The following is a 12868-nucleotide window of genomic DNA, read 5'->3' on the forward strand; positions in this document are numbered from 1 at the left end:
CTCGCGGCGGTCCGCGCGGGCGGCGGGGCCGAGGCGCCGGGCGGCGGCGCCGGCTGAGGCGCGGTACTCAGAGGACGGAGATGCCCAGGGGCCGGGCGCCCGCCGGGCGACCGCCGGGAGTCGGCGGGTGGCTCCGGTGTCGAGGGCGACGACCGTGATGCCGTTCCAGTAGTCGTCCCGGGTGTAGCCGCCCGTGACGTAGGCGGTCCGGCCGTCCCGGGAGACGGCCACGTCCTCGTGCGGGCCCTGGAGCGGGTACACCCGCTCGGTGCCGTCCGGGGCACGGACGGTCAGTGAGGGGCCCTTCCCGTCGCCCGGCCGCACGGCGCCCGTGCCGACCACCAGGAGCCGGCCGTCGGCCGTGACGGCGGCGCCGTGCTGGTGGGTGTCGCGGTCATCGGCTCGATCCGGGTCCGCCCGGTCCGCGGGTCGACCACCGCCAGCCGCTCACCCTCGAAGGGGAGCAGCAGTTGCCCGTCGGTGGGGCGTACGACGGCGTGGTGCGGCTTCAGCCAGGAGGCGAGCCCGCCCTCGGTGCCGTAAGGGGGCCACCTCGATCCGGCGGGGGCGCAGGGAGTCGACCGCGACCGCGGTGACGTCGAAGGAGTCGTGCCCGGTGACGTAGACCTCGGCGCCGTCCGCCGACACGTCCACGTCGAAGGGGCGTCGGCCGACCGGCACGACGGCGGTGACCTCGTTCCTCGCCGTGTCGAGGACCTCCAGGACCCCGGTGGTGCCGGGGACGTCGACCCCGACGTAGGCGTGCGCGCCGTCGGGCGACAGCGCGATCCCCATGCCGCCGCCTCGGTACTCGCCGTCGGTGACGGGGCCGGTGCCGGTCCGGTACGGGATCAGGGCCACGCGTACCCGGGTACGCGTATCGACGACGGCCACTCCCTCGGCGGTGGCGACCCATGCCCGGCCGTCCGCGCCCAGGGCCGTACCGTACGGGGCCCTGCCCACGGTGACGGAGGCGACCGTGCCGCGCTCGGGGTCCACGAAGGACACGGTGTCGGCCCCGAAGTCGGCGGTCAGCAGCAGCCCTTGCGGGGTGGGGGCGGTGTCCGGCAGCGGGGAAGCGGCGGAGGGCGCCGGGGCGGACGGCGGCGCTCCTCCTCCAGGGCAAGCACGCCGGGGCGTGGCCCGCGGTCCGAGCGGTGCTCGACCCGGCCGTGCGCGGCGACCGACTGTGGGGACCGCGCGTCTTCGGCCTGCGCGGCGCGCCCCGCCCTGACCCGATATGGAACCACCTCGCCGACTGGTCCGTCGCGGCGCGGTTGTGGGACGCGAGCTGCGACCTGACCGACGTCGACCCCGGCGCCGCCATCGGATGAGTTCAGACGCACGCCCGCCGTTGCGGGGACTCCGACAAGCAGGCCCGTGCACCGGAACCGGCGGGCTCAGGCCTCGTACTCGGTGAGGTCGATGCCGTGGATCTGCAGGAGGTGCCCGTACCGGGGGTCCGTGGTGTCGCGCTCCAGGACCATGCCGAGCTTGCGGATCACGTTCTCCGAGTCCTCGTTGCCCGCCCGGTTGATCGCGACGACCCGGTCCAGGCCCCGGTCCTGCAGGGCGAACTCCAAAGTGGCCTGGGCGGCCTCGGACGCATAGCCCTGACCCCAGTACTGGCGGCCGAGCCGCCAGGTGATCTCGGCGTGAGGCAATACCTCGGGCAGGTGCTCGGGGATCGAGAGGCCGACGGCGCCGATCAGCTCGCCGGAGCCCAGGAGCTCGACGGCGAAGATTCCGAAGCCCTCCTCGTCCCACTCCTCCTCCCAGCGCTCGATGTCCTCGGCGGTGCGGTCCAGGTCGAGGGTCTCGCCCTCGCCGATCCAGCGCATCACCTCCGGGTCGGCGTTGATCTCCGAAAGAGGGACCAGGTCGTCGTCGGTCCAGCGGCGGAGGAGAAGTCGGGGGGTACGGATCTCGGTCATGCCCACATCCTGCCGAAATTCCGCCGACCAGCGGTAATCGGCCGTTGCGGGGATGTTGCGGATTCGTGGCAGGCACCATGGGAAGGTTCCCGCGGCTCGCCGCGGGCCTCTACGGTCCGTGGGAACCGCGACCAAGGAGTGCTCCTGCCATGCCCCTCGATCTGTCGGACGAGAGCCGGTACGACCGCACGCGCCTGCGGCAGTGGACGCGCGGCCGCGCCCGCTCCGCCGGAGTGGACCGCCGTGATCTGCTGAAGCTGTTCGCGGCGGGAGCCGCCGCCGGATCGCTGGCTCTGGCCGCGGGCGGCACCGCGGCCGCGGCCGCGCCGGCAGGGACGGCCGCTCCCGTCGCCGACCCGGTGCCGCGCACCGTCAAGCCGCTGCCGCCCGAGCTGTTCACCCTTCGCGGTACGAACGCGGAGACGAACTTCGCGGCGCTGCGCGGCACGGGCGAGCTCACCCCGATCGACCGGTTCTTCGTACGCAACCACACCTCGACCCCACGGATCGACGCCGACGGGTGGCGGCTGACGGTGTGGGGCGACGGGCTGGCCGGCGGCCCGCTGGAGCTGTCGTACGCAAGGCTGCGCGCCCTGCGGCCGGTGGAGCGGACGCTGTTCATCGAGTGCGCGGGCAACGGCCGGAGCTTCTACGCCACGCAGCAGGGCCAGCCGGTCACGGGCACCGCTTGGACCCTGGGCGCGATCGGCGTAGCGCGCTGGCGCGGCGCGCGGCTGTCGGACGTACTGCGTCTGGCGGGCGTGACCCGGGGCGCCGTGGACGTCCTGCCGCGCGGGCTGGACGAGGAGGTGGTGGCGAACGGGGTGAACCTGGGCCGGGTACGGCGCCCGCTGCCGATCTCGAAGGCGCTGGACGACGTACTGCTGGCCTACGAGATGAACGGGCGGCCGCTGCCGCCCGACCACGGCGGGCCGGTCCGCCTCGTGGTTCCGGACTGGGTCGGGATCTCGTCGATCAAGTGGGTCGGGGACATCGAGGTGAGCGGGGAGGCACTGTACTCGCCCTGGAACACCGACATGTACCGGCTGTTCGGGCCCGAGCACCCGGCCCAGGGCGGTGCCCCGCTGACCCGGCAGACCCTCAAGAGCGCCTTCGAGCTGGAGCTGGGGGCCACCGTTCCCGTGCACCGGACCCGGCTGCTGACCGGCCGTTCCTGGTCGGCGGCGGCACCGGTCACCCGGATCGACGTCAGTACGGACGGCGGCGACCACTGGCGGCGGGCCCACCTGCACGACACCCCGCGCCGGGGTGGCTGGGTGCGCTGGTCGGTGCCGTGGACCCCAAGGGCCACGGGGGCGACGTCGCTGCTGGCGCGGGCGACCGACGCGACCGGGCGGACGCAGCCCGAGACGTCGGTGCACAACACGCAGGGGTACCTCTTCGACGCGGTGGTCCGCCACCCGGTCACGGTGGTCTGACCCCTGACTCCTGCCCCCTGACCCCTGACCCTTGGGCGCCGGCCCCGGGGGTCAGGGGGTGTGGAAGCGGACCTCCGGCGCGTCGGAGGACGGACCGTCGAGCACGGGCTGCGGACGGCCGCCCAGGTGCTGGTCGAAGAAGGCGGTGACGTAGCGCCGGGTCAGTTCGACGGAGCGGGCTCCGGGCAGCGGGGCCTCGTCGTCGGGCAGGCCCAACTGTTCGCCGATCGCCGGGAAGTCGGTGAAGGTGAAGTGGCCGGAGTCGGCGAAGGTGATCCAGCGCTTCCAGCCGTCGAGCAGCGGCCAGTCCCGGTCCCAGCTCGCGTTGCCGCCGGGGCCGCGCTGCTGTGCGCCGAGCAGCATGAAGGGGCGCCCACCGAGTCCGGCCGCGGGGAACGGCGTGGAGAAGCCGCCGTCCATGTTGATCCCGGCCCGGATCCTGTGGTCGGCGGCCATCGCGGCGGCGGTCGAGGCGCCGCCGATGGAATGGCCGGCCATCGCGATCCGGCTCTTGTCGATGAGTCCGGCATGCCTCCACACCAGGTGGCGTCCGGTGAGGCGGTCCAGGAGGAAGGACACGTCGCGGGCGCGGGTCTCGCCCACGGTCCGGTAGCCGGCCTCGTCCGTGACCTTCTCGCACGCCAGGCACGTGAGGACGCGCCCGCCGGGGAAGGCGGTGCCCACGCTCTCATACGCGTGGTCGACGGAGGCGACGACGTAGCCGCGGGAGGCCAGGTCCTCGGCGAGCGCGGTGAGCGTGGACCGGTGGGTGGTGAAGCCCGGGGAGAGCACGATCAGCGGGTACCGTCCGGCGACCGGGCGGGCGCCCGTCCGGTCGTGGGTGCGTGTGCCGGTCAGGGTCTCGACCGGGATCACCTGGTCCAGCCCGCGGTCGACGAGCAGCAGGCGGGCCTCCTCAGAGGTGAGGTAGTGGGTGGTGCGGCCGGTGTCGTGCCGCGCCGGGTAGCGCATGGTGACCATGAGTTCGCGCGGACCGGAACCGGCCCAGGGGTCCGTGCGGCTGCGGTCCACCAGGTGCAGGTCCTCCCGGCCGACCGCGAAACGGCCGGTGGGGCGCGGGAGTTCCACCGTCGTGCGGTGGCTCTCGGGGCCGGCCGCCGGGGGCCCGGCGACGGCGACGGAGGTGTCCGCGGCGAACGAGGTGCCGGCGGTGGCGAGCGGGAGCGGCAGGAGGAGGGCGAGAAGAGCCACGGAGGCCGCGGCTGTGCGGCTCGTCGTGGACGTCATGGGCTTCGTCGACTTCATGGACGTCATCGGCTTCATGAACTTCACGCTATGCGGCGGATCTTGGCGGATCGTCAGCTACGAGAGCGATCCGCCGTCCGACCCCGGGGGGATGATGCGGCTCCCGGTCACTCCTGAGTATGAGCCACGCTGATCGAGTCGAGTTTGCCCCGCAGGTACGTGTGGGAGTCGACGGGGTCGTGCACCACCCGGCCGACGGGGGCGGGCAAGGACTCCACCCGGGTGTGCGGATCGCATTCGTAGAAGTAGACGAGGGAGATCAGTTCCTCCGTGGGCGTGTCGGTCGGCGGCGGCAGCACGCGGTGACGGCCCGCGCGCCAGCGGTCGCCCGTCCAGCGGGCCATCAGGTCACCGATGTTGACGGTGAGCGCCCCGGGGTCGAAGGGCGCGTCCTGCCAACCGTCGGCGTCGGTGTGGATCTGGAGCCCGCCCGCGCCCAGCTGCCGGTCGAGGATTGTGACCGTACCGAAGTCGGTGTGCGCGCCGATCCGGAACTGGCCGGGCAGCGGCGGGCCGACGACCTCGGTTCCCGGGTACCAGTTGAGGTTGAACCCCCAGGTGGGGTGTGAGGTGTGGCGGGTGAAGTGGTCCTCCCCCAGCCCCAGGGCGCCGGCCAGGAGTTCCAGCAGCTCGTCGGAGAGGTTCCGCATCAGCCGCAGGTACTCCGTCACCAGCGGTCGCAGCCGCGGTACTTCGGATGGCCAGACGTTGGGCGCGAACCATTCGGAGTCCACGGAGGGGACTCCGGTGGGCTCCTCGGCCGCGAACGACCACGATTCCTTGAGGTCGGGCGGCGAGGCCGTGCCCTCGGCGTAGCTGTTGGCCTCCGCCCCGGGGCCCAGCCAGCCCCGGCCGCCGACCGTGACGGCGTACGGCGCCTTCGCGGTCGCGGGCAGCCGGAAGAACTCACCGGCCGCCTCCCGGATCCGCGCGGGCAGTGCGGGATCCACGCCGTGCCCGGTGACCAGCAGGAATCCGGCCGCGCGCAGCGCCTCGTCGACGCGTGCGGCCGTACGGGCGCGGGCCTCGGGTCCGCCGGACCGCCACGGCCCGAGATCGATCACGGGAATCTGGGATCCGGCCATGGGAGACCTGCCTTCCGGGGCTGCGGGGCGTCCGGGACCGAGGTTATCGCCGCGCGCCATCGGACGGGATCGCCACGGAGCGTGATTCTCGGACACCTTCTGTACGCATTCACTCTTGTCGTTCGCCAGGATCGTCCCGAGAAGGACCAGAATGAGGGGGAGGGCGAGCGGCTGGTCAGGGACGGAGCGAGTGGTGGAGATTTCGACGAGGGAAGTCTTCGGGGCACCGTGCTGGGTGAGCCTGATGACGCGCGACCTCGGTACGGCCCAGCACTTCTACGGTGCGGTCGTGGGCTGGAGGTTCCGCCCGACCCGCCTCGGCGAGGCGTTCTCGGTGGCCTTCCAGGGCCGTGTCCCGGTGGCGGGCATCGGGGCACTGGCCGCGGACCTGGGGGTCGCGGCGGCCTGGACCCCGTACTTCGCCGTCGACGACGCCGATGTGGCGGTGGACCGGATCCGGGAGCGGACGGGCACGATCGCGGTCGGCCCGGTCTCCTTCGAGTCCGGTGGGCGCGCGGCGCTCGTGGCCGACCCGGACGGCGCCGTCTTCGGGATCTGGGAGGGCAATGTGGAGGCGGGCTGGCGGGTGGGCAGGGGTCCGTCACCCGCCTGGCTGGAACTGCGCACCAGGAACGCGCTGGACGCGGCGATGTTCTACGGCGCGGTGCTGGAGTGGGCCACCGGCCGAACCGGCTGCTGCGAGGTCTCGTACGAGGAGGACCAGGTCGTGCTGCGGCAGGACGGCGAACCCGTCGCCCGCCTGAACAGCGGACCTGTGGAGATCGCCTCCTACTCCCCCCACACCCGGCCCCGCTGGCACGTCCACTTCCGGGTGCCGAAGCTCCGGCCGGCGATGGAGGCGGCCGTGTCACTGGGCGGGCGGCCCGTCTCGGACATCACCTCGAACGCGACGGAGCGGTGGGTGACGCTGCGCGACCCGGACGGAGCCCTGTTCACCCTCACCACGGCCCTCGGGTCGGACCCGGACTGACCGCCCCCGTCGGTCGTCGGCGTGGGGGGGCGGCTCACACTCGGGGACGCTTCGAGATGCGGGCGCACGGCAGTCCTGGTTCGCTGAATCCGCCCGCTCTCCCCCACAGATCCAAGGAGCGAACATGAGCGTTTCAGGTGAGTCCCGCGGCCGGTCCCAGCAGATGCGCGCCAAGGCGAAGGAGCTGAACGACGCGGCCGAGCGGTCCACCGACCCGGAGGAGCGCCGCCGACTGAAGGAGAAGGCCCGCCGCCTCCAGGAGCAGAGCGAGCAGGAGGGCCGTATGGACGACCGGGGCATGGACCCCATGTAGCCCGTCCGCTCCCCTTCCCCCACGCACCCGCACCGGCCGGTGTCCGCCGCGATCCCCCGTCGCCGCGGCCACCGGCCGCTGCGCGGTCACCGGCTGCTGCGAGGCCACGGCTGCTGCGCGGTCATCGGCCCCGGTCGTCCCCGCCGTCGGCCGGGGCCGTCTCCTGCGGATCCCGCCGGGCCCGACAAGATCCGCAAGAGACCGCATAGGCTGCTGCCCCGGACCGCCTTCCCCCAGGAGTCACCCGTGGCACGCTCGCTCGACGGCCTCGTCTTCGTCCCCGTGGCCGACCAGGCCCCCGGACAGGTCGGCCGGCAGACCCGGTTCGAGTACCACGAACAGGACGACCGCGTCTGGGCCGAATACCGGGGCGGTGACGTGGCCATGGGCTACCTCGTCGGCACCCGGGCCGGCCGCACCGTCGACTTCCGCTACGTCCAGCTCCGCCTCGACGGGACGACCGCGTCCGGGCATTGCACCTCGCTCCTGACGGAACTCCCCGACGGTCGCCTGCGGCTGGAGGAGACGTGGACCTGGGAGTCCCAGGAAGGCAGCGGCACGAGCGTGGTCGAGCAGTTGCCCCACTGAACGCCGGACGTGGAGCCGGCCTGCCGGCTGAACAGCTGGGCGTCATAACATGATCCGCTATGCAGACCCCGCCGCGCCTTCCCGTCCCGGTTCATCTCGACGAGGTACTGCAGGCGCTCGCACGGAACGCGCGACTGCCGGTTCCGCTACTGCGGCGGCTGCTTCAGCACGGCGGAGCCCGCGAAGAGGCGGCCAGGTGGCGGAGCGACCTGACGGAGCAACTGGCCGAGGAGATCGACGCCCTCGGTAACGGCAAGGCGAGCCACGCGCTGGCTTGCAACCCGGACCTTCCGGTCGGGATGAAGCGCAGGCTGGTGCGCAGCGATGACGCCGCGGTGCGATCGGCCCTCGCCGGCCGTGACGCGCCCCTCCCGCGGGACCTGGTCGAGGCGTTCGTCGCCGACCCGTCCGCGCAGGTACGTCAGGCCGCCGCGGCCAACCGGCGGTCGCCGTCCGATCTGCGGGCGCGCTTGGCCACCGATCCGGACCCCGCGGTGCGCGCCGAGCTCGCGCAGTGGTGGACCGATGCCCCGGAGGAAGTCCGCCGCACCCTGCTGACCGACTCCGATGCCACGGTCCGGGCGGCCGCCTGCGCGACGTACTTCTATCAGCTGCCCCACCCCGTACCGCCCGCCGACCTCCACCCGGCACTGCTCGGCGACCCCGTGACCCGAGCGGGTGTGGTGGCCCACCTCGACCTCGATCCGGGGACGGCACACCGGTTGGCGGCCGACGAGGATCCCGACGTGCGCGGCGCCCTCGCGGAGCACCCGGAACTCCCCTCGGATCTGGTGGCCCTGCTGGGGCGCGACGAGGATCCGATGGTCCGTGTGAAGGTCTTCCTGCGGAAGGACACCGGCGAGAGCCTGCGCGAGGTGATCCATGCCGGCCTGCTGGCCGGCTCGGAGAAGACGAAGGTGAACCCCTTCGACGCGGACGAGGAGGACATCCTCTGCTCCGTCGCGATGCTGGAGCTGCACATACGCATCGCCTTGTGGGTGTTGGAGGATCCTCTCCCCTACGTCGATTCCCCGTACGCGGTGTTCCGCCGCTCGGCCGCGACGACCGGCGATGCCCTGCCGCGGCCGGCGATCGCCCGCCTGTTCGAGGACCCCGACAGCGAGGTCCGTAAGACGATGGCCGCGGCCGTATCCGTGCTCGACCCGGACACCGCCGAACGCCTCGAGCGCGTGCACGAGGAGAACCGCAAGTGGCCCGGCAGCCCCGCCGACAACGCGGTCTTCCCACCCGAAACGATGCGTCGATTCACCACCGATCCGGATCCCAGGATGCGCGCCCTCGCCCTACGGGACCCCGAACTGCCCGCCGAGCTCGTCGAGCGCCTCGCCCAGGACGACGAAGCCCGGGTCCGCCGCGAGGCGGCCGCCCACCCGAACCTGCCCGCCCCGGCCGGGCTCCTGCTGCTCGGGGACGCCGACCTGCGCACGGCCCTGGCCGTGGCCGGCTCCCCCCACCTGCCCCGCGAAGCCATGGAGGCGATCCTCGCCGTCGCGGAGCTGTGAGCTGTGAGCTGTACGGGCCGGGTCAGAGCATGATCAGCAGACGCGTCCTGGGCTTGAGCTTCCGGTTCACCGAGCGGCTCTGCACGTACACCTCCAGCTGGGGATTGCGCCCCGCCTTCACGGAGACGGTCCCCTGGATGCCCGTACCGAAGAGGAGACTGCGTGCCGCGTCGCCCGTGTACGCACGGTCGGTGTCCTTCTCGACCACGATGACTTCCTTGTCGGGCTGCACCTGGACCCGGGTGCCCAACTGGTAGTAGCACGAACCGCGTTCGTAGGTCACGCCCGGATGCGAGTCGACGAAGGACCGGATCTCGACCTCCTCGTCGACCTTCAGGAGCCGGTACTTGTCGGCCGGGACCGGTTCGAGGTTCGCCCGTACGTCGTCGACCGAGATGTCCTGACCGACCGCGAACAGGTTCTTCGTCCCGCGCACCCCCTTCTCGCGGCCACGGAGGAAGCTGGTGGCGGCGGCACGGACGGTGCCGATCGCCTCCTCGACGCCTTCCTGGGAATCCGCGTCCCAGATGGCGATGTTGCCGGCCGGGAATCCGTAGTTCTGGGCGGTCCGCTTCGCCAGGGAGTTCGGAACGAGGATCGCGGACGTCCAGTGGCCCGCAAGCGCACCCATCTTCGCGGCGATCCTGTCGAGCCAGGGCCCGAGGATGGCCATGTCACCGTCGTGCCGCCGGTCCCCACCGGAGGCGTTCTCCTCGCCGTCCGTCACCACGATCTGGAGGAAGCTGTGCTCGCCGTACTCCTCCCAGATGTGGCCCAGGTCGTCCAGCGACTTCAGCGAGGCTTCGATGAGGGCGGTCGCACCGTTGTTGACCTTGTACAGACCCCGCATGGACGGCAGGTGCTTCACGTCCATGTCCCAGACCAGGTTCTCCACCTTGTGGTCGAAGGAGTAGAGGCTGATCCGGGTCTCATGCCCGAGACTGTCCGACTCCGCCTTCAGGCCGGCCACGAACTCATCGACGACACGGATCAGTTGACCTTGGTGCGGACGCATGGAACCCGAACAGTCCACTACCAGCGCGACGTGGTTCACCTTGTGCTGGATCCTGTTGGCGGACATGATTCTGCTCCTTTTTGAAGCTCCCCGAGTGATGTCTCCACACTAGGAGGAGGCACTGACAACGCCCCCTGACGAACGATCACCCCTCCCAGTACCTCGTTCGTGGCTCCGCGACGACGGATTCCGGGCGACTGGCTCGACGACTGTCGCTGACCACGTCCCAGGCGTCGGTCGGCGGCCTCACCGTCGCTTCGGTGGTGCTGCTCTTCCGGAGTCCGGCGCCGTGGTGGGCGGCCCTGTTGGTGGCCGTGCTGGGCACTCCTGTGCCGTGTGCGCTACGAGGTGCGCCACAGCCGGATCATCAGCGGAGAACGGTACGAGGCCGCCCGCGCGTGGGAGTACAACCACCTCGGCGTGCGGACGGCGGCGTGGCAGGACCCGGAGGGGCGGCTGGTACTTCGAATGGATCGGTGAGCACGTGTCGAAAGGGACCTGATCCACACCGATGGCGGTGTGGGCACCGACATCGACGGCCGCAGCCCCTACCTCCCCATCGCCCCTTCCATCCCGCACCTGATCGAATCGCATGCCCTCACCGACAGCGTCGCAGCATGGGGGCCATGGCCCATGGGCAGTCCGATCGCCACTGCCGTCGCGCTCCTCGACGGGCTGGTGGACGTACCTGAAGCCTCATGGGGTTCCTCGCGGTGGCGGCTGTCGGACAGCGTCGCCGTCATGGATCAGGACTCGTGGGATCCCCCAGGCCCCCTACGCCGGACGCTCGTCCGGTCTCGCGATGAAGCCGGTCACCGCAAGGTGCGGGAAGTCCTGGACGCATCGCAGCGCGGAGCCGTGATCAAGGCGATTCCGTGACCGGCGGTGGCGCGACCTCGTAAGAGTGCCCGCCTCGCTTCGATCGCGGTCGTGGAAGGTTCGAGGCCACACCCCGTACGCCGTCTCTTTCGGATCTTGTCGGCCCGGCGAGATCCGGAAGAGACGGCCTGGGTCTTGGGCTTCGTGACCGGCCGCGGTCGAGGCGCCTCCACCGGTTTCTTCTGCGGCGGAGGCGACTTCGGCGGGTAGCTCGGTGGCAGCTTGGGCCCCTTGGCCTCGAGACCGGTCAACTCGTCCTCCTCGCAGCACGGAACAGCGGGTTCACCATCGTGGCAGGCTCCCCCCGCCTTCGGGAGGGAATCATCCGACCGAACGCTGGTCAGGAGGGTTCTCCGCGGTGCTTCGTCCTTCGCCCGCGTCCTTCACCCCGCCCGGCTGCGACGAGGGGGCTCAGAGTCGGACGTTCCAGTCGACCGAGGAGCGCAGGGTGCGCTTCATCTTCGGGTCGCGCACCGACGGGGTGCGGTCCTCGGCCGTGACCGTCAGGCGGTGCGTGCGGAAGTCGAAGAGCCACAGTTCCGCCACCGACACCTCGGTGCGGCCCTCGAAGCGCCTCAACTCCCGGCCGTCGAGGTACCAGCGGACCACGGGCTGCCGGCCGTCCGCTCCGGTCAGCTTCGGTACGGCGGCCTTCGCCGTGTGGCGCAGCCGCAGGGTGCGGTCGGTCGGGGTGAGCGGGGTGACGATCCGGGCGTGCTGGTAGAACCCGGCGATCATCGACTCGACACCGGGCAGGTTGAAGGGCTTGCCCAGGACCCGCATGAGGGAGTTGTCGGTGGGCCGGTACAGCCCGGTCACGAAGTAGTTGCCGCCCTCGTACGCACCGACCGTGCCGCCGTCGGGTGATTCCTCGCCGAGCCAGCGGTACCACTTGGCCCGCTGCGCGGCCATGCGGTCGGCCGGCAGGGCCGAGCTGTTGGATTCGCCGGGCTCGGGGCCGGTGTACTTCTCGTACTCCGGGACGCCCGGGTAGAAGTACTCGTCGGCGAGCTTGCCGAGGGAGTGGCCGGTCTCGTGGATGGCGACCTGGCCGGACTTCGGGTGGCCGGCGGAGGCCGTCGATATCCCCTCGTACCCGAGGGTGGCGCTGGGCTCGTTGTAGCCCGCTCCGCCGTACTTGGCGCTGTTGGCCAGGACGATGACGAGGTCGGCGGCGGGGGCCTTCGCCACGTACGCGTCCACCTTGGGCTGGTCGACGCAGAGCAGCCGCTCGATGTCCTCGCACCAGAAGTAGGAGCCGAGGGCGGTGTCGCGGACGGTGGCCGGGTCGGGGTCGCCGGAGACTCCCGAGTCGTGCGAGACGGCGTCGACCGTCCAGACGTTGAAGAGGTTCCGGTACGTGGTGTAGGGCTCGACGGCGGTCACCTCGGCCCACTTCTGCTCGGCGTCGGTGTGGAACCGGGCCAGTTCGGCGGCGGTGTACCCGTCGCCGATGACCACGACGTCGAGGCGGTCGGCCGTGGAGCCGTTGTCGATCATTTTGGTGACCTGGCCGTCGGCCGACCGCTCCGCCGGGGACAGTCGGCTCGTGGTCTTGGCGGGGCTGCCGGCGGCCGGTACCCGGGCGTGGCCCGATCCGGCGTCACCGCCGTGCTCCGGCCCGGGGATCTCGACCTCGATCCGCGGCTTCGTCGGGGCGTCGGCCGCGTCGGCCGGTCCGGCGGCCACCAGCGCGGCGGTCGCGCAGACCATCGCGAGCGCCGCGCGCACCGCCGTGCGCACGGCCGGACGCCTGCCCGAGTCTCTGACTGGATCCATGAAGTACTCCCCCGGGAACGGAAGTTAAGTAGTTTGTTAAGTGCAGTGAATCGGTT

11 protein-coding genes and 2 pseudogenes are annotated in these 12868 nt (G+C 71.7%); 7 read left to right on the forward strand and 6 right to left on the reverse strand.

The genetic code is table 11. The features are described from left to right. Positions 1-67: 67 nt before the first annotated feature. Positions 68-1083: pseudogene (locus AB8A24_RS18985) on the reverse strand (hypothetical protein); the annotation flags it as partial. Positions 1084-1103: 20 nt separating this feature from the next. Here AB8A24_RS18985 and AB8A24_RS18990 point away from each other — a divergent pair. Further along, a pseudogene (locus AB8A24_RS18990) lies at positions 1104-1334 on the forward strand (short-chain dehydrogenase); the annotation flags it as partial. 66 nt (positions 1335-1400) lie between these two features. Here the strand turns inward: AB8A24_RS18990 and AB8A24_RS18995 are convergent. Beyond that, positions 1401-1934, reverse strand: coding sequence for a GNAT family N-acetyltransferase (locus tag AB8A24_RS18995; protein ID WP_030718118.1), 534 nt, complete (start codon positions 1932-1934; stop codon positions 1401-1403). A 149-nt stretch (positions 1935-2083) separates the two neighbouring features. Here AB8A24_RS18995 and AB8A24_RS19000 point away from each other — a divergent pair, with 149 nt between their 5' ends. Further along, on the forward strand, positions 2084-3373 hold the full coding sequence (locus AB8A24_RS19000) for a sulfite oxidase (RefSeq protein WP_328960035.1): 1290 nt from the start codon (positions 2084-2086) through the stop codon (positions 3371-3373). Positions 3374-3424: 51 nt separating this feature from the next. Here the strand turns inward: AB8A24_RS19000 and AB8A24_RS19005 are convergent, their stop codons facing one another. Continuing rightward, positions 3425-4657, reverse strand: a complete 1233-nt coding sequence (locus AB8A24_RS19005) for an alpha/beta hydrolase family protein (protein ID WP_369476763.1) — start codon at positions 4655-4657, stop codon at positions 3425-3427. 89 nt (positions 4658-4746) lie between these two features. Then, the gene (locus AB8A24_RS19010; RefSeq protein ID WP_328960037.1) at positions 4747-5724 is read right to left on the reverse strand and encodes a 2-oxoglutarate and iron-dependent oxygenase domain-containing protein; all 978 of its coding nucleotides are present in this window, start codon (positions 5722-5724) and stop codon (positions 4747-4749) included. Between the two features lie 244 nt (positions 5725-5968). Between AB8A24_RS19010 and AB8A24_RS19015 the strand changes: the two genes are divergently transcribed. The 4 genes from AB8A24_RS19015 (at position 5969) to AB8A24_RS19030 (ending at position 9139) form a co-directional block, all read left to right on the forward strand. Next, a complete protein-coding gene (locus AB8A24_RS19015) occupies positions 5969-6715 on the forward strand; it encodes a VOC family protein (protein WP_266479906.1) in 747 nt (248 codons plus the stop codon). A 124-nt stretch (positions 6716-6839) separates the two neighbouring features. Beyond that, positions 6840-7028, forward strand: coding sequence for a DUF6381 family protein (locus tag AB8A24_RS19020; RefSeq protein ID WP_030718106.1), 189 nt, complete (start codon positions 6840-6842; stop codon positions 7026-7028). A 246-nt stretch (positions 7029-7274) separates the two neighbouring features. After that, entirely contained in the window at positions 7275-7616 is a 342-nt protein-coding gene (locus AB8A24_RS19025; protein WP_328960038.1) for a hypothetical protein, read from the forward strand. Positions 7617-7675: 59 nt separating this feature from the next. Continuing rightward, on the forward strand, positions 7676-9139 hold the full coding sequence (locus tag AB8A24_RS19030) for a hypothetical protein (RefSeq protein ID WP_369476764.1): 1464 nt from the start codon (positions 7676-7678) through the stop codon (positions 9137-9139). Between the two features lie 22 nt (positions 9140-9161). Here AB8A24_RS19030 and AB8A24_RS19035 read toward each other — a convergent pair whose 3' ends face one another. Beyond that, positions 9162-10220 (reverse strand): vWA domain-containing protein, encoded by a 1059-nt coding sequence (locus tag AB8A24_RS19035; RefSeq protein WP_328960040.1) that lies wholly within the window; start codon positions 10218-10220, stop codon positions 9162-9164. Positions 10221-10673: 453 nt separating this feature from the next. Between AB8A24_RS19035 and AB8A24_RS19040 the strand changes: the two genes are divergently transcribed. Beyond that, entirely contained in the window at positions 10674-11033 is a 360-nt protein-coding gene (locus AB8A24_RS19040; RefSeq protein WP_369476765.1) for a hypothetical protein, read from the forward strand. Positions 11034-11444: 411 nt separating this feature from the next. Here the strand turns inward: AB8A24_RS19040 and AB8A24_RS19045 are convergent, their stop codons facing one another. Next, entirely contained in the window at positions 11445-12812 is a 1368-nt protein-coding gene (locus tag AB8A24_RS19045; RefSeq protein ID WP_369476767.1) for a M64 family metallopeptidase, read from the reverse strand. Positions 12813-12868 lie beyond the last annotated feature (56 nt).

This window comes from Streptomyces sp. BF23-19, assembly GCF_041106355.1.
Classification (GTDB): Bacteria; Actinomycetota; Actinomycetes; order Streptomycetales; family Streptomycetaceae; genus Streptomyces; species Streptomyces virginiae_A.